The organism is Streptomyces sp. NPDC087440, assembly GCF_044744005.1.
Lineage (GTDB): Bacteria > Actinomycetota > Actinomycetes > Streptomycetales > Streptomycetaceae > Streptomyces.
This window is the reverse complement of sequence record NZ_JBIUXN010000002.1, coordinates 30,972-53,076: the sequence shown is the minus strand read 5'-3', so window position 1 is coordinate 53,076 and position 22,105 is coordinate 30,972. Positions and strand designations below refer to the sequence as shown.

Below are 22,105 nucleotides of genomic sequence, written 5' to 3'. Positions count from 1 at the left end.
GCCGGGCCACTCTGCCGTGCATGACACCCAAGGGCACGACCCCGAAGAAGTCCGCGGCCATCCGTCCCCAGGACCCGGTCAGCCGGACCATCCTGCTCCTCGACATCGAGCGCTACAGCGACCGCGACGACGTCGAACAGGCCTACCTGCGGCGGATGTTGTACGAGATCGCCGACCGCACCCTGCTCGCCGCGGGCATCGACGCCACCCGCCGCCTGCGCGCCGACCGCGGCGACTCCGTGATGGAGCTCATCGACGCGAACGCCTCCCTCATCCCCCTGCTCCGCGCCCTGCTCAGCGAGACCCCGATCCAGCTCCGGGCCACCAACCGCAAGGCCTCCACCAGCGCCCAGATCCGGCTGCGCGCGGTCCTCGCCACCGGCTACGTGGCGATCGACGAGAACGGCTGGGTGGGCGCCGACCTCAACTTCGCCTGCCGCCTGCTCGACGCCCAGCTCCTGCGGGACGCCCTCAAGCGCAGCGCGGACGACTTCGCCCTGTGCGTCTCGGACCCGGTCCACCGGGGCATCGTGCGGCACAACCATCCCGGCATCCCGGCGGAGAGGTTCCATCCGGTGGTGCTGGACGGGAAGAACGGGGCGATGGAGGCCTGGCTGTACGGGACGGCTCCGGCCGGTGGCCACGAGAGCCCGGCCCCGCCGCCCGCTCAGGAACGTTCCGCAGAAGGGACCGAAGAGGCCTCCCCCGGAGTCCCCGGTGAAGACGCCCCCGCCGCCCCGACCTACCAAGGCAGCAAGATCAAGGGCAACCAGACCGGCATCGCGGGCGGCACCTTCCACGCCCCGATCAACTTCGGCGGCATATACCGGGACGGCCCACGGTGAGCCCACAAGGAGCACCCGAGCCGGCGGCCACCCCCGACCGGGCCCGGGGCGCTCGCCCCAGGGGCGGTCAGGGCCGAGGGAAGGACTCCGTACGCCCGGACGATCCGCGCGAGAGCAAGGGCGAGCAGGACCGGCAGGACGGCCAGGAGCAGCAGTCCCCGGCCGAGCCCGCCGAGGCGCAGGACGCCCGCGCCGCCCGCCGTGAACTCGTCGACCATCTGCCCGAGTTCATCGCGGGCACCGGCCCCACCTTCGGCGGCTCCCGTGTCCGGGGCGACCAGCACGGCATCGCCGGAGGCGCCTTCCACGGCAAGGTCCACATGGGCGACGTCGTCCATCACCACAGCGCCCCGACGGGTCCCGTGTACGCCTCCGGCACCATCCCGCCCGAAGCCCTGGACCGGATGGCCGGCGCGTTCGCGGAGGGCCCCGTCTTCGCGGCCGCGCTGAAGCGGCTCCGCGAGGAGAAGGTGCTCGTGCTGTCGGGCCCGCACTCCTCCGGCAGGAAGGCCGCCGCGACCGTACTGCTGCACCGGCTGGGCCACTCGTCCGTCCGGGCCCTGGACTCCGGTGCCTCCCCGGCGGCACTGCTCGGACGGCTCACCGAAGGGGCCGGCCACCTGGTGTGCGACCTCCCGACCAGCCGGACCCGACCCTTCACCCATGTACAACTTCTCTCCCTCCAGGAGGAGTTGAAGGCGCACGGTGGCCACCTCGTCATCACGACGGGCCCGGCCGCCAGCCTCGTCGACGTGAAGCCGACGGCCTGGGAGCCGCCGTCCGCCGCCGAGGCGCTGCGCGCACAGCTGAGGCCGCTGGTCGGCGAGGAGGCCGCGGGGCGGCTGTCGGTGGACGAGGAGGCCGCTGAGTTCCTGGACGGCGGGCACCGGATCGGCGAGGCCGAGGCGTTCGCGGACCTGCTGGTGCGTTACCACCGGGCCGAAGTGTCCCGGTCGGCGCTCGCCGCCTTCGGCCGGTCCACCGTGGAGAAGCAGATCCGCACCTGGTTCGGCGACACCGAACTCCCTCTGCGCGAGAAGGGGTTCCTGCTGTCGCTGGCCGTGTTCGACCGGGCTCCCTATCCGCTGGCGGCCGAGCTCGCCGATCCGCTCTTCGTGGGGCTGAAGAGGATCGCGGAGCCTGACGAACCGCCCGACCTGCCGGTCTTCGGCCCGTCCCCCACCGACCGGCTGCGGCAGGTGAGGGCGCAGGCCTACGAGGGCGAGGAGTCCACCGCATGGGGGCCGGTGCCCCAGACGATGGCGCGGTACGAGAACCCGCTGACCGCACCCGCCCTGCTCACCGAGGCCTGGGTGCGCCAGCCCTCCACCCGGCCCGCGCTCACCGACTGGATCCAGCGTCTCGCCGAGGACGAGCGGCCCCTGGTCCGCACCCGGGCCGCGGCGGCGACCGCCGCACTCGCCCACGCGGACCTGTCGTCGGCGATGGCGCTGCTGATCGAGCCGTGGGCCGGCTCCGCCGCGTACGGGGACCGGCTCGTGGCCGCCAACACCCTCGTCCTGAGCGAGCTGTTGGGGGTGGCGGCCGTACGGCACATCATGAACCAGTGGTGCGCGGACACCCGCAGCGACGGACTGCGCTGGACCGGCATCCGGGCCTGGGCACTGCTCGCCGGGCTCCGCCCGGAGCTGGGCCCCGATGCGCTCACCGCACTGGTCAGGCGGGCCCGGCAGGAGCATTGCGGGGAGCAGGAACAGAAGCACTTGGCTGCTTCGGCGGCGCTGCTGCTGACCTCCTCCGGCGACACCGCCGCGATGGTGCGCGAACTGGCCGTGCTGCTCGACGCCAAGGAACCGGCCGTACGGAAGCTGGCGCTCGACGCGTTCCTGAAGGCCTGCGACGAACTGGGTGCCGCCGAGGCGGAGGCAAGCGTCCTCGACTGGTACACCGACACGTACGCCCAGTGGCGGACGACGTCGCCCGCACCCGACGGACCAGCCGTGCTCCCCGACATGGCCGCGCTCTGGAACGGCGTGCTGGACGACCGCGCACACGGCCGACGCGCCCTGGACGCCCTCCACCAGTGGGTGTACGAGGCCGACCGGAGCCCCGCCGCCGAGACGGCCCTCGCCTCCCTGCTGCCCGCGCTGACCCGCACGCCCCTGGGTGGGCACCGGATCGACCACCTGCTGCGGACCATGCCCGGCGAGGACGGCGGCCCGCCTCCCCCGGTGGCCGACCGGCTCCGTCGGACGCCCGGGTTCCGTGCCCCGCCCACCTCCGTACCCGCCCCCCTGCGCCACGGAAGGAGCAGCTGATGACCACCACCACCTTCGACCAGTCCGACCCGTTGGAGCCGCCCGGCCCCCTCCCCCGCCGCCTCCAGGGCCGGCAGGACCGGTTGAACGACGCGGTGCTGAGCGTCCGCAGCCTCGGCCGGTACGAGTACGCCGCCCGGCGGCTGCCCGCCGGGGCCGACCACGCCCTGGTCCTCACCACCACCGCAAACCTGTACCGCACGTACCTCCCGCCGTACCGGCCGAGCAGGTCGGACATCGCGAGCGGCAGGTTCACGGCGATGTACGAAGTGGACATGGGCGTGCAGCGGTTCAGCAAGGACCTGAAACTCCCCAGCGACGACCGTTCCTTCTCCTTCGACGCACGCGCCGACTTCGAGTGGCAGGTGCGCGACCCGCAGGCGTACGTCGTCTCCGGGGAACGGAACGTCCCGGCCCTGCTGATGGGCGCACTGCGCCGGGCAGTGCACCCGGCCACCGCCGCCCACGGCGTACGGCACGCCGAGGAGGCCGAGGCCTCGGCACGGACCGCTCTGGAGAAGGCCGGTCCGTTCGGGGCCGAGCAGGGGCTGCGGGTCCGGTGCGACCTGTGGCTGTCGGTGGACGCCCAGACCCGGGCCCACGCGACGGCCCGCCGCGACCAGCACGACGCGAACGAACTCGCGGAGCTCCACGAGCAGCAGGAGAAGGCTCTGCGCACGTACCTGGACGAAAAGGTCGCCTACTACCAGCAGTACCTGAACCGGGGCGAGGTCACCGCCTGGGCACTGCACCTCGCCGAGCACCCCGATGACACCCAACTCGCCTTCGACAGCCTGTCGGAGCAGCAGATCGAATTGATCAGGAGCCAGTACGACGTCGTCAGGGAGCTCCTGACCAGCGACAAGCTGGAGGCGTACGAGCTGGAGGCCCCGAAGCAGTTGCTGCTCCGGTTCGTCGAGGGCGTCTTCGCGCAGTCCCTGCCGCCCGGCCTCGTCCCGCTGCCCGCGCTGGACGTCACCGAAGGCTCCGCGGACCGGACCGGCACGGAGTCCGCCGAGGCTCCGTACCGCAACGACGACTTCTTCCCGGACGACCGCCCTCAGCCGGACGGCCCGGACGCGTACCGCGACTGACGCCCTCCCGCTGCCGCCCGCCGCTCGCACCCCACCCGCGCACACTCCCCGCCAGGAGTCCACCCATGAACAGGACACCACCGCCCGAGCCCCCTCCCGACGCCGACAAACGCACGCAGCCCCCGGCCTCGCGGGACCTGCCCGATCTCGCCAAGGTCAGGGACACCGTCCCGCAGCCGGCCTCGCGTCCGGCGGGCAAGGACCGCGGCACACCGGCCGAGCGGCGTGCGGCCCGACGCACCCCGGCTCCGCGTGACGGCCGTACGAAACGGGAGCGCCCGGCCCCCGGACGCCGCCGCACCCGTCCCTCCCCCGCCAGGCCCCCGAAGCCCGCGCGGCCCGTCGAACCGCCCGAGGAGCTGCCCTACCCCGAGCCCCCGGAGGGCTTCCAGCAGTGGGAATTCACCTCGCTGTCCCTGAGCGAGACCCACCTGGTCCCCCCGGACGCCCCCCTTCCCCGCCTCGACGAGCCCGCAGCCGCTCCCGACCGTCCCGTTCCCGCCGCGTTCCACGACGACCCGCACCAGCAGCGTCTGCGCCTCACCACCCGCCGCCGACGGCTGGACGCCACCGCTCTGGGGCAGCTCCTGCTGCACCTCCCCTGGGCCCTGTGCTCGGCGCTGCTGATCGGCAAGGTGTCGTTCCTGTTCCTGGGCCCGCTCGGCTGGCTGCCGCTCCTGGCCTGGCTGTCGACCGGCGCCCTGGTCTTCCACCGGCCCACCGAGGACCTGCTGTGCCGATATCTGCTGCGGCTGCGTCGCCCGTCCCTGTACGACCGGGACAAACTCGACCCGGCCTGGCGGGAGGTCACCGCCCTCGCCGGTGTCGACGGCGACAGGTACGGGCTCTGGGTGGAGGAGAGCGAGGAGCTCAACGCCCTGGCCGCCGGGGGTCATGTCGTCGCCGTCACCCGTCGGGCGCTGGACGTGCTCGAACCCCGCCAGCTGGCCGCCGTGCTCGCGCACGAACTGAGCCACCAGCAGGAGGGCCACACCTGGGCCTACCTGCTGGGCCGCTGGTACGGGCTGCCCGCCCGCAAGCTCTGGGACTTGCTGCGGCTGCTGCTTGTCCCGCTGTGGCACAGCGCCAGGTCCTGGCGGTACGACGATGACCTGGAGTACGACACGTACGAGCGGTACGACCGCCTGCGCGGGCGACGTCACCGGTCGGACCGGCGCGACCGCTCCGACGACCGGTACCGCAGCCGCTCCCGCCCCGCCACCGCAGCGGCCGTCGCCCTGGTCGTCCTGGCCCTGTTCGCCTGGTTCTTCACCACGGCGACGTACGGCCTCCCGCTCGCCATGCTCGCGGCCCCGTTCCTGATCGGAGCCGCCGCCCGCCGGGCCGAGTTCCGTGCCGACCGGTACGCCGCCCGCCTCGGATACGGGCACCCGCTCGCCGACGTACTCGAAGCGGCACTGGGAGACGAACGCGAGCGCCCTGTGGAGCGCGCGCCCCTGGTCACCCGGCTGCTGGCCGAGCACCCGCACACCAGCGACCGCCTGCACCGACTGCGCGCGCACCTGACCGCTCCCTGAAAACGCCGAAGGGCGGCCACCCCTCTCGGGGTGACCGCCCTTCGTACGTACTGCTACACGCTCTTACTGGTTGTACGGACCGTAGTCGTAGTCCTCCAGCGGAACGGCCTGGCCGGAGCCCGTGCCGAACGGCGAGTAGTCGATGTCGTCGTAGCCGACGGCCGAGTACATCGCGGCCTTGGCCTCTTCGGTCGGCTCGACCCGGATGTTGCGGTAGCGGGACAGACCCGTACCGGCCGGGATGAGCTTACCGATGATGACGTTCTCCTTGAGGCCGATCAGGGAGTCGGACTTGGCGTTGATCGCCGCGTCCGTCAGGACCCTGGTCGTCTCCTGGAAGGAAGCCGCGGACAGCCACGACTCCGTCGCCAGCGAGGCCTTGGTGATACCCATCAGCTGCGGACGGCCGGAGGCCGGGTGGCCGCCTTCCGTGACCACACGACGGTTCTCGGTCTCGAACTTCGAGCGCTCGACGAGCTCGCCCGGCAGCAGTTCCGCGTCGCCGGACTCGATGATCGTCACGCGGCGGAGCATCTGCCGGATGATGATCTCGATGTGCTTGTCGTGGATCGACACGCCCTGGCTGTTGTAGACCTTCTGGACTTCGCCGACCAGGTGGACCTGGACCGCGCGCTGACCGAGGATCCGGAGCACGTCGTGCGGGTTGGTCGCACCGACGGTGAGCTTCTGGCCCACCTCGACCGGGTCGCCCTCGCCGACCAGCAGACGGGCGCGCTTGGAGATCGGGAACGCCGTCTCCTCGCTGCCGTCGTCCGGGGTGACGACGATCTTCTTGGTCTTCTCGGTCTCCTCGATCCGGATGCGGCCCTTGGCCTCCGAGATCGGGGCGACACCCTTGGGCGTACGAGCCTCGAAGAGCTCGACGACACGGGGCAGACCCTGGGTGATGTCGTCACCGGCCACACCACCGGTGTGGAAGGTACGCATGGTGAGCTGCGTACCCGGCTCACCGATGGACTGGGCGGCGATGATGCCGACCGCCTCACCGATGTCGACGAGCTTGCCGGTGGCCAGCGAGCGGCCGTAGCAGAAGGCACAGGTGCCGACCGCGGACTCGCAGGTCAGGACCGAGCGGGTCTTGACCTCCTCGACGCCGTGCATGACCAGCTGGTCGATGAGCACGTCACCGAGGTCGACGTTGGCAGGCGCGATGACCTTGCCGTCGATCACGACGTCTTCCGCCAGCATGCGGGCGTAGACGCTGGTCTCGACGTCGTCGGTCTTGCGGAGGATGCCGTCGGCACCCTTCTCCGCGATCTTCAGCTTGAGGCCGCGGTCGGTGCCACAGTCCTCCTCGCGGATGATCACGTCCTGCGAGACGTCCACCAGACGACGGGTCAGGTAACCCGAGTCGGCGGTACGCAGCGCGGTGTCGGCGAGACCCTTACGGGCACCGTGCGTGGAGATGAAGTACTCAAGGACGGAGAGGCCCTCGCGGAACGACGCCTTAATCGGCCGCGGGATCGTCTCGTTCTTTGCGTTCGACACCAGACCACGCATACCGGCGATCTGACGCATCTGCATCATGTTTCCTCGGGCACCCGAGTCAACCATCATGAAGATGGGGTTCGTCTTGGGGAAGTTCGCGTTCATCGCCTCGGCAACCTCGTTGGTCGCCTTGGTCCAGATCGCGATGAGCTCCTGAGTGCGCTCTTCCTTGGTGATCAGACCGCGCTCGTACTGCTTCTGGACCTTCTCGTCCTGCTCCTCGTAGCCCTTGACGATGGCCTTCTTGGCCTCGGGCACGACGACGTCGGAGATGGCCACGGTGACGCCCGAACGGGTCGCCCAGTGGAAGCCGGCCGCCTTCAGGTTGTCGAGCGTCGCCGCCACGATGACCTTGGGGTAGCGCTCCGCCAGGTCGTTGACGATCTCGGAGAGCTGCTTCTTGCCCACCGAGTAGTCGACGAACGGGTAGTCCTCGGGCAGCAGCTCGTTGAAGAGCGCACGGCCCAGGGTCGTACGGAGACGGAAGGAGTCACCGGTCTGCCACTCGGGCTCGCCCTCCTCCGCCACCGGCGGGGTCCAGCCACGCGGCGGGACGGTGCCGATCGGGAAGCGGATGTCGACCTTCGCCTGGAGCGAGAGCTCGCGGGCGTCGAACGCCATGATCGCCTCGGCGGTGGAGCCGAAGGACCGGCCCTCGCCGATGACCTTGCGCTCTTCCTCGTCCGTGGTGAGGAAGAACAGGCCCAGCACCATGTCCTGGGTCGGCATGGTGACGGGACGACCGTCGGCCGGCTTCAGGATGTTGTTCGAGGACAGCATCAGGATGCGGGCCTCGGCCTGCGCCTCCGCGGAGAGCGGCAGGTGGACGGCCATCTGGTCACCGTCGAAGTCCGCGTTGAACGCGGTGCAGACGAGCGGGTGGATCTGGATGGCCTTGCCCTCGACCAGCTGGGGCTCGAAGGCCTGGATGCCGAGGCGGTGCAGGGTGGGTGCACGGTTCAGCAGCACCGGGTGCTCTGCGATGACCTCTTCGAGGACGTCGTAGACGACGGTGCGGCCGCGCTCGACCATGCGCTTGGCCGACTTGATGTTCTGCGCGTGGTTGAGGTCCACCAGGCGCTTCATCACGAACGGCTTGAAGAGCTCCAGCGCCATGGCCTTCGGCAGACCGCACTGGTGCAGCTTGAGCTGCGGGCCGACGACGATCACGGAACGCGCGGAGTAGTCCACACGCTTGCCGAGAAGGTTCTGACGGAATCGACCCTGCTTGCCCTTGAGCATGTCGGACAGCGACTTCAGCGGACGGTTGCCGGGGCCCGTGACCGGGCGACCACGACGGCCGTTGTCGAAGAGCGCGTCGACGGCCTCCTGAAGCATGCGCTTCTCGTTGTTCACGATGATCTCGGGGGCGCCGAGGTCAAGGAGTCGCTTGAGGCGGTTGTTGCGGTTGATCACGCGGCGGTACAGGTCGTTCAGGTCGGAGGTCGCGAAGCGGCCACCGTCCAGCTGCACCATCGGACGCAGGTCCGGCGGGATGACCGGGACGCAGTCCAGAACCATGCCCTTGGGGCTGTTGCTGGTCTGCAGGAACGCGGAGACGACCTTGAGGCGCTTGAGCGCACGGGTCTTCTTCTGGCCCTTGCCGGTACGGATGATCTCGCGGAGGCGCTCGGCCTCCTCCTCGAGGTCGAAGGACTCCAGGCGCTTCTGCAGAGCAGCCGCACCCATGGAACCGTCGAAGTACGTGCCGAAGCGGTCACGCAGCTCGCGGTAGAGGAGCTCGTCGCCCTCCAGGTCCTGGACCTTGAGGTTCTTGAAGCGGTTCCACACCTCGTCGAGGCGGTCGATCTCGCGCTGGGCGCGGTCACGGAGCTGCTTCATCTCGCGCTCGGCACCTTCGCGCACCTTGCGGCGCACGTCGGCCTTGGCGCCCTCGGCCTCCAGCTCGGCGAGGTCCGTCTCGAGCTTCTTGGCGCGGGCCTCCAGGTCGGAGTCACGACGGTTCTCGACCTGCTGACGCTCGACGGAGACGTGCGCCTCCAGCGAGGGCAGGTCGCGCGTCCGGCGCTCCTCGTCCACGAAGGTGATCATGTACGCGGCGAAGTAGATGACCTTTTCGAGGTCCTTCGGCGCGAGGTCGAGCAGGTAGCCCAGGCGCGAGGGAACGCCCTTGAAGTACCAGATGTGCGTGACCGGGGCGGCCAGCTCAATGTGGCCCATCCGCTCACGACGCACCTTGGCGCGAGTGACCTCGACGCCGCAGCGCTCACAGATGATGCCCTTGAAGCGGACACGCTTGTACTTGCCGCAGTAGCACTCCCAGTCCCGGGTCGGACCGAAGATCTTCTCGCAGAAGAGTCCATCCTTTTCGGGCTTGAGCGTGCGGTAGTTGATGGTCTCCGGCTTCTTCACTTCGCCGTGGGACCAGGTCCGGATGTCGTCCGCGGTGGCGAGGCCAATCCGCAGCTCGTCGAAGAAGTTGACGTCGAGCACTTGTCGTCAATCCCTCTTTCGGGGGTTCGAGCCCCTCGCGTTACGCGAGATAAATGGGCACTTCAAATGGTCTGAACGGGTCCGGGGAGGGCCGGGGGTCTTCGTCTTACGGAAGACCCCCGGCCGGCCCGTCAGACCTCTTCGACGCTGCTCGGCTCGCGCCGGGACAGGTCGATACCGAGTTCCTCCGCTGCGCGGAAGACGTCCTCGTCCGTGTCACGCATCTCGATGGACATGCCGTCCGAGGACAGCACCTCCACGTTGAGGCAGAGCGACTGCATTTCCTTGATGAGCACCTTGAAGGACTCGGGAATGCCGGGCTCCGGGATGTTCTCGCCCTTGACGATGGCCTCGTAGACCTTCACGCGGCCGGTCACGTCGTCGGACTTGATCGTCAGGAGCTCCTGGAGGGCGTACGCGGCGCCATAAGCCTCCAGCGCCCACACCTCCATCTCACCGAAGCGCTGACCACCGAACTGCGCCTTACCACCCAGCGGCTGCTGCGTGATCATCGAGTACGGGCCGGTCGAACGGGCGTGGAGCTTGTCGTCGACCAGGTGGTGCAGCTTGAGGATGTACATGTACCCGACCGAGATCGGGTCCGGGAACGGCTCGCCGGAGCGGCCGTCGTACAGCTGCGCCTTGCCGGAGGGCTGCACCAGGCGGTCGCCGTCGCGGTTGGGGATCGTGGCCTCGAAGAGACCGGTGATCTCGTCCTCGCGGGCGCCGTCGAACACCGGGGTGGCGACGTTGGTGCCGGGCTCGACGCGGTCGGCGCCGATGACCTGCAGGCGCTGAGCCCACTCGTCACCGAGACCGGAGACGTCCCAGCCGCGGCTGGCGAGCCAGCCGAGGTGGATCTCCAGGACCTGTCCCGGGTTCATTCGGGACGGCACACCCAGGGGGTTCAGGATGATGTCGACCGGGGTGCCGTCCTCCAGGAACGGCATGTCCTCGATCGGCAGGATCTTGGAGATAACACCCTTGTTGCCGTGACGGCCGGCGAGCTTGTCACCGTCGGTGATCTTGCGCTTCTGGGCCACGTAGACGCGGACCAGCTGGTTCACGCCCGGGGGAAGCTCGTCGCCCTCTTCGCGGTCGAAGACGCGGACGCCGATGACCTTGCCGATCTCACCGTGCGGCACCTTCAGCGAGGTGTCGCGCACCTCGCGCGCCTTCTCACCGAAGATCGCGCGGAGCAGGCGCTCCTCCGGCGTCAGCTCGGTCTCACCCTTGGGCGTGACCTTGCCGACGAGGATGTCGCCGGCGACGACCTCGGCACCGATACGGATGATGCCGCGCTCGTCGAGGTCGGCGAGGACCTCTTCGGAGACGTTCGGGATGTCCCGGGTGATCTCCTCCGGGCCGAGCTTGGTGTCACGGGCGTCGACCTCGTGCTCCTCGATGTGGATCGAGGAGAGGACGTCGTCCTGCACGAGGCGCTGCGACAGGATGATCGCGTCCTCGTAGTTGTGACCCTCCCACGGCATGAAGGCGACGAGGAGGTTCTTGCCGAGCGCCATCTCACCCTGCTGGGTGGCGGGACCGTCGGCGAGGACCTGACCCTCGATGACCCGTGCGCCCTCGTTGACGACAACCTTCTGGTTGACCGAGGTGCCCTGGTTCGAGCGGGAGAACTTGGCGATCCGGTACGTGGTGTACGTGCCGTCGTCGTTGGCGACGGTGACGTAGTCCGCGGAGACCTCCTGGACCACACCCGCCTTCTCCGCCTTGATGACGTCACCGGCGTCGACCGCACAGCGGTACTCCATGCCGGTGCCGACGAGCGGCGCCTCGGACGTGATCAGGGGCACGGCCTGACGCATCATGTTCGCGCCCATGAGCGCGCGGTTGGCGTCGTCGTGCTCCAGGAAGGGGATCATCGCGGTCGCGACCGACACCATCTGGCGCGGCGAGACGTCCATGTAGTCGACGTCGTCGCCCGGGATGTAGTCGATCTCTCCGCCACGACGGCGGACCAGGACGCGCGACTCGGTGAAGCGCATGTCCTCGCCGAGGATCGCGTTCGCCTGGGCGATCACGAAGCGGTCTTCCTCGTCGGCCGTCAGGTAGTCGACCTCGTCGGTGACGACACCCTCGGTCACGCGGCGGTACGGGGTCTCGACAAAGCCGAAGGCGTTGACGCGGCCGTACGAAGCCAGCGAACCGATCAGACCGATGTTGGGGCCTTCAGGCGTCTCGATCGGGCACATGCGGCCGTAGTGGGACGGGTGCACGTCACGGACCTCGAAGCCTGCCCGCTCACGGGACAGACCACCGGGACCCAGTGCCGAGAGACGACGCTTGTGCGTCAGACCCGACAGCGGGTTGTTCTGGTCCATGAACTGCGACAGCTGCGAGGTGCCGAAGAACTCCTTGATCGACGCCACCACGGGGCGGATGTTGATCAGGGTCTGCGGCGTGATCGCCTCGACGTCCTGGGTCGTCATCCGCTCGCGGACGACGCGCTCCATACGAGCCAGACCCGTGCGGACCTGGTTCTGGATGAGCTCGCCGACGTTGCGCAGACGACGGTTGCCGAAGTGGTCGATGTCGTCGGTCTCGACGACGATGTTCCGGCCCGACTCGCCGACCGTCTCGGTCTCGCCCGCGTGGAGCTTCACCAGGTACTTGATGGTGGCGATGATGTCGTCGGTCGTGAGCACACCGGCGTTCAGCGGCTCGTCGGCGCCGAGCTTCTTGTTCACCTTGTAGCGGCCGACCTTCGCGAGGTCGTAGCGCTTCGGGTTGAAGTAGAGGTTCTCGAGCAGCGTCTGAGCGGCCTCACGGGTCGGCGGCTCGCCCGGACGCAGCTTGCGGTAGATGTCGAGCAGCGCGTCGTCCTGGCCCTGGGTGTGGTCCTTCTCCAGGGTGGCGCGCATGGACTCGTACTCGCCGAACTCCTCCAGGATCTGCTCGGTCGTCCAACCGAGGGCCTTGAGGAGAACGGTGACGGACTGCTTGCGCTTGCGGTCGATGCGGACACCGACCATGTCGCGCTTGTCGATCTCCATCTCCAGCCAGGCACCCCGGGACGGGATGATCTTGGCGGAGAAGATGTCCTTGTCGGACGTCTTGTCGATGGAGGAGTCGAAGTAGACACCCGGCGAGCGGACCAGCTGGGACACCACGACACGCTCGGTGCCGTTGATGACGAAGGTGCCCTTGTTGGTCATGAGCGGGAAGTCGCCCATGAAGACCGTCTGGGACTTGATCTCGCCGGTCTCGTTGTTGGTGAACTCGGCGGTGACGAAGAGCGGGGCGGCGAACGTGAAGTCGCGCTCCTTGCACTCGTCGATCGAGTTCTTCGGCGGCTCGAAGCGGTGGTCGCGGAACGTCAGCGACATCGACCCGGAGAAGTCCTCGATCGGCGAGATCTCTTCGAAGATCTCCTCCAGACCGGACTTCGTGGGGACGTCCTGTCCACTCTCGAGAGCGGCCTCGACGCGACCCTTCCACGCGGCGTTGCCGAGCAGCCAGTCAAAGCTCTCGGTCTGCAGCGCGAGGAGGTTCGGAACCTCGAGGGGCTCCTTGATCTTTGCAAAGGAGATGCGCAGCGGGGCGGTGCTTGCGCCGTTGTTCGTATTGGAGGTCGAGGCGTTGCGCGAGGCGGCCAAGAGGGGGTCCTTCCGAGGGCTCGGACTCACTACGCGCGTACCGGTCCCACATGGACACAGAGACAGAAAAGCCCAGATCAGGGCGGTTCATTCCTCGGTGGCCAAACAGTGGGCATGCCCCTGGTGACGGGCAGGAGGCAGCTAACAGGCAGCGCAAAGGGTCAGTGTAGCCACTTGGCCCACTGATGTCCAGAGCGGGTTTTTGGGGACCCTCATCGGCCTCTTTGTTCTTCTCAACGCCACTGCCACGAATTACGTTGCGCCTGCTGTGCGTCTTGCCGTGCGTCCTGCTGTCGTCCTACGCCTCGGGCGAGCCCTCGCGCCCTGCGAACGCACCTCATTACTGCCCTCCGCGTCGCCGATCCATGCCTCGGAGTCGGATCGATGTGACGACGCGTCCTGAGAATTGCGCGCTGCGTGCCGTTCGTCAAGGCCCCCCGCCCCCTCAGAGCCTCGGTCACCTGCCCGGACCGCCCCAAGGGCGTACAACGGGCGCACAGCGCGTCTGCGGGGCGCACGACGAAGATCACCCTACTCGTCACGGGGCGATGCGCACAGCCGCCGTGGAAACGCCGAAAGGCGACCACCCCATTGGGTGATCGCCTTTGGCTGTGCCAGCGTTACGCCCGAGAGCGTTTTCCGGCCAAAAGAGTCAGAGACTCAGGAGGTCACTTGACCTCAACGGCCGCACCGGCGCCCTTGAGGGCCTCGGCGGCCTTCTCAGCGGCGTCCTTGGCGACCTTCTCGAGGACCGGCTTCGGAGCGCCGTCGACGAGGTCCTTGGCCTCCTTCAGACCCAGCGAGGTGAGCTCACGCACGACCTTGATGACCTGGATCTTCTTGTCGCCGGCACCCGTGAGGATGACGTCGAACTCGTCCTGCTCCTCGGCGGCCTCGGCAGCCGGGCCACCCTGGGCCGGGCCCGCAACGGCGACGGCCGCGGCGGCGGTGACGTCGAACTTCTCCTCGAAGGCCTTCACGAACTCGGAGAGCTCGATGAGGGTCATGCCCTCGAACTGCTCGAGCAGGTCTTCCTGAGACAGCTTCGCCATGATGGCGTCCTTCCACTAATTCGGCAGGTGCCGGATGTAAATGTCGGCGGGCGTACAGTCGGCCCGCTGCGGTCGTCTCCCTAGCGGGCTACGACCATTGCGCGAGCCGAGTTACTCGGCACCGCCCTGCTCTTCGAGCTTGACGCGAAGCGCTTCCGCAGTGCGGACGAACTTCGACGGGAGCGCCTGGAAGAGCTGCGCAGCCTGAGTCTGCTTGCCCTTCATGGCACCCGCCAGCTTGGCGAGCAGAACCTCGCGGGACTCGAGGTCCGCGAGCTTCTTGATCTCATCGGCGGACAGCGCCTTACCGTCAAGGACACCGCCCTTGATGATGAGGTTCGGGTTCTCCTTGGCGAAGTCACGAAGACCCTTCGCCGACTCCACCGGGTCACCGGTGATGAAGGCAACCGCCGTCGGACCAGTGAACTGGTCGTCCAGCGAAGTGATCCCGGCCTCGTTGGCCGCGATCTTGGTCAGCGTGTTCTTCACCACGGCGTACTGGGCGTTCTCACCGAGGGAACGACGCAGCGTCTTGAGCTGCGCCACGGTGAGACCCCGGTACTCGGTCAGCACGGCGGCGTTCGAGCTGCGGAACTGGTCCGCGAGCTCGGCTACCGCGGCAGCCTTGTCGGGCGTCGGCATAGAGCGTCGGCCTCCTTCCGGGTGATGAGGACCGCTCAGAAGGGGCTGTAAAAACGAAAACGCCCCGGCGCAAGCGCACGGGGCTGAGCTCAACCAGAATGAACCGGGAACTTTCCACGAACACCTGCGCAGGTCGTCCGCGTGTCTCTAGCGGATCCTTCGGCCACCACGCCCTCGAACGAGCACGCAGCAACGACCAGCGGTCTTTGGCTTCCTCGGAAGAGTACGCGACGGGGCGAGCGTCAGGCAAATCGGGTCGTACGGACATGGTTCCGCCGCCGTCCCCAGGTGATCCCGGGGCCGCCCGGATCCCGTCCCGGGCGGCCCTTCAGGCAGCTCAGAGGCCTGCGGAGGCTCCGCTGCCGCCCTTGCTCATCTCTTCCTTCAGCTTCTTCATGAAGTCGAGCGTCTGGTCGGCCGGCGGCGTCTCGACGGAGGCCTTGGTGCCGTAGTCCGAGTACGTCATGGAGATGTCCACGCGGCCCTTGGCCGAGTCCATCCCGACGACCATCTTGGCCGGGTAGCCCTTGTCGTCGACCCAGACGTCGGTGTCGTAGCCCTTGATGCCCGCCTTGTTCATGTTGGCGAGCAGTTCCTCGCGCTGCTTGCCGGTGAGCTGGCGGTCGGCGTCCTTGTTGGTCTTGAGCATCTCCGCGACCGTGAGGGTGCCCTTGTAGTGCTGGGTCGCGACGCCCCCGACGTTCTCGGCGCCGATGTGCTGGAGGTTCGGCGACTCCAGGAGCATGCCGATCTGCCGCGAGGGGTCCTGGTTGGCGTTGTCCATGCCGCCGGTGAGCGCTCCGGCCCCGGCGCCGCCGTCCTTGGCCGCGGCGCTCAGGTCCATCTTCATCCAGCGCTTGCCGTCCATCGAGGCGGCGGCCTCGGCACCGAGATCCATGTACATGACGTTGTCACGCATGATCATGCGGATCTGGTCGGGCCCCTTGTCCCCGGCCTTCGGCTTCAGGGCGCCGGTGGGCTTCATCGTCATGTCCAGGACGGTCGGGTCCCAGCCGAGCGTGCCGGTCATCTCGACCGTGCCGCCGCCCTGTACGGAGGCGGGCATGCTCATCGTCATCTTCACCTTGGCCGACTTGGCCTCGGCGGTCTTCTTGTACGCGGCCTTCAGCGTCCGGGCCGCCCCCGCGCGGTCCTGCTTCTGGGGCGCCGCGTCCCCCGCGGCCTTCTTGCCGCCCTGGCCGTCCTTGCCGCCGTCGCCCTGACAGCCCGCGAGACCGACCACCGCCGCCAGCGCGACCGCCGATATGCCTGCCCGCTTCCAACCCACTGCGTTCATCCGTACCCGCCCCTTGTGCGTCTTCTGTGATTGCCGCGACGGTAACCCACCCCACTGACACCGGGCGATCACATATCCCGGCCCGGAAGGGGGCCCGAACGTTTCCGGACACCGGCAGTGGGGCTCGCGCAGGGCGGGAGGGACGGCAGGTACGACAAAGCCGCCCCCGCGCCTCGCAAGGAGGCGTGGGGGCGGCTTCGTACGCGAAAACCCGCGACTGCTGTCGAGTCAGGAGACTCAGACGGCGGCCGGGTCCTCCTCGGCGAGGAGGTTGCGGGTGCGGTTGGCGTCCAGCGGGATGCCGGGGCCCATCGTGGTGGCCAGCGTGGCCTTCTTGATGTAGCGGCCCTTGGCGGCGGACGGCTTCAGACGGAGGACTTCCTCCAGCGCCGCTGCGTAGTTCTCCACCAGCTTGGTCTCGTCGAAGGAGACCTTGCCGATGATGAAGTGCAGGTTCGAGTGCTTGTCGACGCGGAACTCGATCTTGCCGCCCTTGATGTCCGTGACAGCCTTCGCCACGTCCGGGGTGACCGTTCCGGTCTTCGGGTTCGGCATCAGACCACGCGGGCCGAGCACGCGGCCGAGGCGGCCGACCTTGCCCATGAGGTCCGGGGTGGCGACGACGGCGTCGAAGTCCAGGCGGCCCTTGGCCACCTCGTCGATCAGTTCGTCGGAGCCGACGATGTCGGCGCCAGCGGCTTCCGCGGCCGCAGCACGGTCACCGGTCGCGAAGACCAGGACCCGGGCGGTCTTGCCGGTGCCGTGCGGAAGGTTGACGGTGCCGCGGACCATCTGGTCGGCCTTGCGCGGGTCGACACCCAGACGCATGGCGACCTCGACGGTGCCGTCGAACTTGACCGAGCTGGTGTCCTTGGCGATACGGACGGCCTCGAGGGGGGCGTACAGACGCTCCCGGTCGATCTTGGCGTCCGCAGCGCGGAGAGACTTGCTGCGCTTCACTGCTGCTCCTGTGTCAGGTATTCACCATGCGGCTTCCGCCGCGTGGCAGGTGTGGAGTCGTGGTGCGGGCCGGCGCGTGGCCCTACCACTGTCGTACGGAAAGGGGCTTCCGTACGGGAAGGGGCTGATCAGCCCTCGACCGTGATGCCCATGGAACGGGCGGTGCCGGCGATGATCTTGTCGGCGGCGTCCAGGTCGTTGGCGTTCAGGTCGGGGAGCTTGACCGTGGCGATCTCGCGGACCTGAGCGGCCGTGAGCTTCGCGACCTTGGTCTTGTGGGGCTCGCCCGATCCCTTGTCCACACCTGCGGCCTTGAGGATCAGCTTGGCGGCCGGCGGGGTCTTCGTCACGAAGGTGAAGGAGCGGTCTTCGTAGACCGTGATCTCCACCGGCACGACCATGCCACGCTGCGACTCGGTCGCGGCGTTGTAGGCCTTGCAGAACTCCATGATGTTGACGCCGTGCTGACCGAGCGCCGGGCCGACCGGCGGGGCCGGGTTGGCGGCGCCCGCGTTGATCTGGAGCTTGATAAGCCCCGTGACCTTCTTCTTCTTGGGAGGCATTGCTCTCTCCGGGTCCTAGTGAGAGTTTCGGCCGACCATCCGATCATCCGGATGGAGGCATACCGCACAACGATAACGGGTATAGACGTGCGGCTAAAAACCGAGCAGGTCAGACCGGCTTTGGAAGCCCGATCTGACCTGTTCGGAAGCTCTTGTCAGAAGTGCCTGAGTTGGCGTCAGTTCTTCTGGATCTGGTCGAAGCTGAGCTCGACCGGAGTCTCGCGGCCGAAGATCTCGACGAGGCCCTTGACCTTCTTCGAGTCGGCGTTGATCTCGTTGATCGTGGCCTGCAGCGTGGCGAACGGGCCGTCGGTGACGGTGACCGCGTCGCCGACCTCGAAGTCCAGGACCTCGACGGTGACCTTGCGGGCCGGTGCGGGCTTGCCCTCGGCCTCGGCGGCCTCGCGGGCGGCCTTCTCCTCGGCCTCCGGGGCGAGCATCTTGACGATCTCGTCCAGGGTCAGCGGGTACGGGTCGTAGGCGTTGCCCACGAAGCCGGTGACGCCGGGGGTGTTGCGGACGACGCCCCAGGACTCGTTCGTCAGGTCCATGCGCACGAGCACGTAGCCCGGGAGCTTGTTCTGACGGACGTTCTTGCGCTCGCCGTTCTTGATCTGAACGATTTCCTCTTCAGGCACCTCGGCCTGGTAGATGAACTCTTCGACGTTCAGGGAGACGGCGCGCTGTTCCAGGTTGGCCTTCACGCGCTTCTCGTAACCGGCGTACGTGTGGATGACGTACCACTCGCCGGGCAGGAGGCGGAGCTCCTCGCGGAGCGCCTGGATCGGGTCCACCGGCTCGGAGGGCTCCTCGGCCTCTTCGGCCTCGGCGATCTCCTCGGCCTCGGCATCGACCCCGTCGGCGTCCGCGACGGCCTCTGCGGCAGCCGCGTCCTCGTCGGTCTCGGCGACGGCGACAGCTTCGACATCCTCGTCGGACTCGACGTGGAGGGCAGCCTCCTCGGCGGGCTCGCCCGCGGCGGCGTCGGCAGCTTCGGCCTGGTCGGGCTCCACAGCGTCCGCCGCCTCAACGATGGCAGTCTCGTCCTCAACGGACTCGACGGCGCCCACCGTCGGCTCGCCGGCGTCGTTCAGGTTCGGGTCAGACACGGTGGCTGCTTCTTCCTGGATACAAAATGGTTGGAACGCGCGAAAGGGGCGCCCGAGGCAGGCGCCCTACGCGAGTACTGCTTTAACCGAAGAGGTACTTCACGGCTGCGGCGAAGCCCTGGTCGATCACGGTCACGATGCCGATCATGATCACGACGAAGACGATGACGACCGTGGTGTACGTCGTCAGCTGGCTGCGCGTGGGCCAGACGACCTTGCGGAGCTCCGCGACGATCTGGCGGTAGAACTGAGCGAGGCGGCCCAGCGGGCCCTTCTTGCCCCGCTTGCCGCCCTTGCGTGCCTTCTTCGGCACCTCGTCCTGGGCATCAGGCATGTCGATGGAGCCCACGGCGTCCGTCACGCTACTCACCTGATTCCGGGTCGTGGCCGTGCCGCGCCCGGTGGAGCCGCACGACAAATGCAGAGAAGTACGTACATGCGCACACATCCTGGCGAAGGAGTGTGTAGCAGGGCCGGAGGGACTTGAACCCCCAACCGCTGGTTTTGGAGACCAGTGCTCTACCAATTGAGCTACGACCCTTTGTGGTTCCCCCAACCTACCGCATCCGACTGAGTGCACGGAGTGCGCTCGGTGGAGACGGGCTGCTGTGGGCCAACGACAGGTGAGTGTACGTGCTCCTGGGCCCGACGTCGAACAGAAAGGGGCCGGACGTGGCCCCGCCCAGTCCGTGAAACCCCTGTACGTGGGCCCCCGGGGGTCTGGGACGATGGGCCCCATGAGCGCTGCTACCCCTCCGACCGAGCGCCGGGTGTCCGCCCGCGTCGGTGCAATTTCCGAGTCCGCCACCCTTGCCGTGGACGCGAAGGCGAAGGCCCTCAAGGCCGCCGGACGCCCGGTGATCGGCTTCGGCGCGGGCGAGCCCGACTTCCCGACGCCGGACTACATCGTCCAGGCCGCGATCGAGGCCTGCTCGAACCCGAAGTACCACCGCTACACCCCGGCGGGCGGGCTCCCCGAGCTGAAGAACGCGATCGTCGCCAAGACGCTGCGCGACTCCGGTTACGAGGTCGACGCCTCCCAGGTGCTGGTCACCAACGGCGGCAAGCAGGCCATCTACGAGGCGTTCGCCGCGATCCTCGACCCGGGTGACGAGGTCATCGTCCCGGCCCCGTACTGGACGACGTACCCCGAGTCGATCCGGCTCGCGGGCGGTGTGCCGGTGGAGGTCGTGGCCGACGAGACGACCGGCTACCGGGTCTCCGTCGAGCAGCTGGAGGCGGCGCGCACGGAGCGTACGAAGGTCGTGCTCTTCGTCTCCCCGTCGAACCCGACCGGCGCCGTCTACAGCGAGGCGGACGCCGAGGCGATCGGCCGCTGGGCGCACGAGAAGGGCCTGTGGGTCCTCACCGACGAGATCTACGAGCACCTGGTCTACGGCGACGCGCAGTTCACCTCGCTGCCGGCGATCGTGCCCGAGCTGCGCGACAAGTGCATCGTGGTCAACGGCGTGGCGAAGACGTACGCGATGACCGGCTGGCGGGTGGGCTGGATCATCGGCCCGAAGGACGTCGTGAAGGCCGCGACGAACCTCCAGTCGCACGCCACCTCCAACGTCTCCAACGTGGCGCAGGTCGCGGCGCTGGCCGCCGTGTCGGGGCCGCTGGACGCGGTCGACGAGATGAAGACGGCCTTCGACCGCCGCCGCAAGACGATCGTGCGGATGCTGAGCGAGATCGAGGGCGTCGTCTGCCCGACGCCGGAGGGCGCGTTCTACGTGTACCCGTCGGTGAAGGGGCTGCTCGGCAAGGAGATCCGCGGCAAGCGTCCGCAGACCTCGGTGGAGCTGGCGGCGCTGATCCTGGAGGAGGTGGAGGTCGCGGTCGTTCCGGGCGAGGCCTTCGGCACCCCGGGTTACCTGCGGCTCTCCTACGCGCTGGGCGACGAGGACCTCGTCGAGGGCATCTCGCGCATCCAGAAGCTGCTCGCGGAGGCCCGCGACTAGCACCACGTGCGGTGTGCGTTTTTCGCAGAACCGAGCGCCTCTATGAGGTGCGAGCGACGGTCCCCCGGCCCTGGTGGCCGGGGGATCGTTTCTGCGTTCGGGGGCGCACCCGTTGGAGAAAAGGCGCTTCCGGGCGCGTCGCGCGTACGGCAAGATCCTGGGATGGAACGCGTACGTGATCTGTCTCTGCTCCCCAAGGCTCATCTGCACCTGCACTTCACCGGCTCGATGCGGCCCTCGACCCTCCTGGATCTGGCCGACCGGCACGGGGTGCACCTTCCCGAGGCGCTGACCAGCGGTGAGCCGCCGAAGCTGCGGGCGACCGACGAGCGGGGCTGGTTCCGCTTCCAGCGGCTGTACGACGCGGCGCGGTCGTGTCTGCGGACCCCGGAGGACATCCAGCGGCTGGTGCGGGAGGCCGCCGAGGAGGACGTCAGGGACGGCTCCGGGTGGCTGGAGATCCAGGTCGATCCGACGTCGTACGCCCCGCTGCTCGGCGGTCTGATCCCGGCGCTGGAGATCATCCTGGACGCGGTGGACAGCGCGTCCCGGGAGACCGGGCTCGGGATGCGGGTGCTGGTCGCGGCGAACCGGATGAAGCATCCGCTGGACGCGCGCACGCTGGCGCGCCTCGCGGTGCGGTACGCGAATCGCGGGATCGTCGGATTCGGACTGTCGAACGACGAGCGACGCGGCATGGCGCGGGACTTCGACCGGGCGTTCGCGATCGCGCGCGAGGGCGGGCTGCTGGCCGCGCCGCACGGCGGCGAGCTGACGGGTCCTTCGTCCGTACGGGACTGCCTGGACGACCTGCACGCCTCGCGGATCGGGCACGGGGTGCGGGCGGCCGAGGACCCGCGGCTGCTGAAGCGGCTCGCGGACAAGGGCGTGACCTGCGAGGTGTGCCCGGCGTCCAATGTGGCGCTCGGGGTGTACGAGAAGCCCGAGGACGTGCCGCTGCGGACGTTGTACGACGCCGGGGTGCCGATGGCGCTGGGGGCGGACGACCCGCTGCTGTTCGGGTCGCGTCTTGCGGCGCAGTACGAGCTGGCGCGGGAGCACCACGGCTTCACGGACGCCGAACTGGCCGAGCTGGCGCGGCAGTCGGTGCGCGGGTCGGCCGCGCCCGTGGACGTACGGGACAAGCTGCTGTCCGGGATCGACGCGTGGCTGGCCGACTGA

At 68.5% G+C, this 22,105-nt stretch carries 15 protein-coding genes and 1 tRNA gene; 6 read left to right on the top strand and 10 right to left on the bottom strand.

Going from position 1 to position 22,105, the window contains the following annotated elements:
• The first annotated feature begins 20 nt into the window (after positions 1-20).
• The 4 genes from ACIO3O_RS04890 to ACIO3O_RS04875 all read left to right on the top strand — a co-directional run bounded on the left by ACIO3O_RS04890 (position 21) and on the right by ACIO3O_RS04875 (position 5,756).
• Complete coding sequence (locus ACIO3O_RS04890; RefSeq protein WP_401742018.1) at positions 21-845, top strand: hypothetical protein; 825 nt, start codon at positions 21-23, stop codon at positions 843-845.
• Entirely contained in the window at positions 842-3,124 is a 2,283-nt protein-coding gene (locus ACIO3O_RS04885; protein WP_401742015.1) for a hypothetical protein, read from the top strand. The genes ACIO3O_RS04890 and ACIO3O_RS04885 overlap by 4 nt, the downstream gene beginning before the upstream one ends.
• Positions 3,124-4,218 carry a hypothetical protein gene (locus ACIO3O_RS04880; protein ID WP_401742013.1) on the top strand — a complete coding sequence of 365 codons (1,095 nt, stop codon included), beginning with the start codon at positions 3,124-3,126 and terminating at the stop codon, positions 4,216-4,218. The genes ACIO3O_RS04885 and ACIO3O_RS04880 overlap by 1 nt, the downstream gene beginning before the upstream one ends.
• Positions 4,219-4,283: 65 nt before the next feature.
• A complete protein-coding gene (locus ACIO3O_RS04875) occupies positions 4,284-5,756 on the top strand; it encodes a M48 family metalloprotease (protein WP_401742010.1) in 1,473 nt (490 codons plus the stop codon).
• A 63-nt stretch (positions 5,757-5,819) separates the two neighbouring features.
• On the opposite strand, the gene ACIO3O_RS04870 is transcribed toward ACIO3O_RS04875, so the two are convergent.
• The 10 genes from ACIO3O_RS04870 to ACIO3O_RS04825 all read right to left on the bottom strand — a co-directional run bounded on the left by ACIO3O_RS04870 (position 5,820) and on the right by ACIO3O_RS04825 (position 19,500).
• Complete coding sequence (locus tag ACIO3O_RS04870; protein ID WP_401742009.1) at positions 5,820-9,719, bottom strand: DNA-directed RNA polymerase subunit beta'; 3,900 nt, start codon at positions 9,717-9,719, stop codon at positions 5,820-5,822.
• 131 nt (positions 9,720-9,850) lie between these two features.
• Positions 9,851-13,336 carry a DNA-directed RNA polymerase subunit beta gene (gene rpoB, locus ACIO3O_RS04865; RefSeq protein ID WP_401742006.1) on the bottom strand — a complete coding sequence of 1,162 codons (3,486 nt, stop codon included), beginning with the start codon at positions 13,334-13,336 and terminating at the stop codon, positions 9,851-9,853.
• 668 nt (positions 13,337-14,004) lie between these two features.
• Complete coding sequence (gene rplL / locus ACIO3O_RS04860; RefSeq protein ID WP_401742004.1) at positions 14,005-14,388, bottom strand: 50S ribosomal protein L7/L12; 384 nt, start codon at positions 14,386-14,388, stop codon at positions 14,005-14,007.
• A gap of 111 nt (positions 14,389-14,499) precedes the next feature.
• Entirely contained in the window at positions 14,500-15,030 is a 531-nt protein-coding gene (gene rplJ / locus ACIO3O_RS04855) for a 50S ribosomal protein L10 (protein ID WP_189821122.1), read from the bottom strand.
• Positions 15,031-15,367: 337 nt separating this feature from the next.
• On the bottom strand, positions 15,368-16,327 hold the full coding sequence (locus tag ACIO3O_RS04850) for a hypothetical protein (RefSeq protein ID WP_401742001.1): 960 nt from the start codon (positions 16,325-16,327) through the stop codon (positions 15,368-15,370).
• A gap of 237 nt (positions 16,328-16,564) precedes the next feature.
• Positions 16,565-17,287, bottom strand: a complete 723-nt coding sequence (gene rplA / locus ACIO3O_RS04845) for a 50S ribosomal protein L1 (RefSeq protein WP_401741998.1) — start codon at positions 17,285-17,287, stop codon at positions 16,565-16,567.
• Positions 17,288-17,415: 128 nt separating this feature from the next.
• A complete protein-coding gene (gene rplK, locus ACIO3O_RS04840; RefSeq protein WP_185027986.1) occupies positions 17,416-17,850 on the bottom strand; it encodes a 50S ribosomal protein L11 in 435 nt (144 codons plus the stop codon).
• A gap of 176 nt (positions 17,851-18,026) precedes the next feature.
• Positions 18,027-18,959 (bottom strand): transcription termination/antitermination protein NusG, encoded by a 933-nt coding sequence (gene nusG / locus ACIO3O_RS04835; protein ID WP_401741995.1) that lies wholly within the window; start codon positions 18,957-18,959, stop codon positions 18,027-18,029.
• Between the two features lie 82 nt (positions 18,960-19,041).
• Positions 19,042-19,320 carry a preprotein translocase subunit SecE gene (gene secE, locus ACIO3O_RS04830; protein ID WP_189821127.1) on the bottom strand — a complete coding sequence of 93 codons (279 nt, stop codon included), beginning with the start codon at positions 19,318-19,320 and terminating at the stop codon, positions 19,042-19,044.
• 107 nt (positions 19,321-19,427) lie between these two features.
• A tRNA-Trp gene (locus ACIO3O_RS04825) sits at positions 19,428-19,500 on the bottom strand.
• A 196-nt stretch (positions 19,501-19,696) separates the two neighbouring features.
• Between ACIO3O_RS04825 and ACIO3O_RS04820 the strand changes: the two genes are divergently transcribed.
• Positions 19,697-20,923 (top strand): pyridoxal phosphate-dependent aminotransferase, encoded by a 1,227-nt coding sequence (locus ACIO3O_RS04820; RefSeq protein ID WP_401741992.1) that lies wholly within the window; start codon positions 19,697-19,699, stop codon positions 20,921-20,923.
• Positions 20,924-21,085: 162 nt separating this feature from the next.
• Positions 21,086-22,105 carry an adenosine deaminase gene (locus tag ACIO3O_RS04815; RefSeq protein WP_401741990.1) on the top strand — a complete coding sequence of 340 codons (1,020 nt, stop codon included), beginning with the start codon at positions 21,086-21,088 and terminating at the stop codon, positions 22,103-22,105.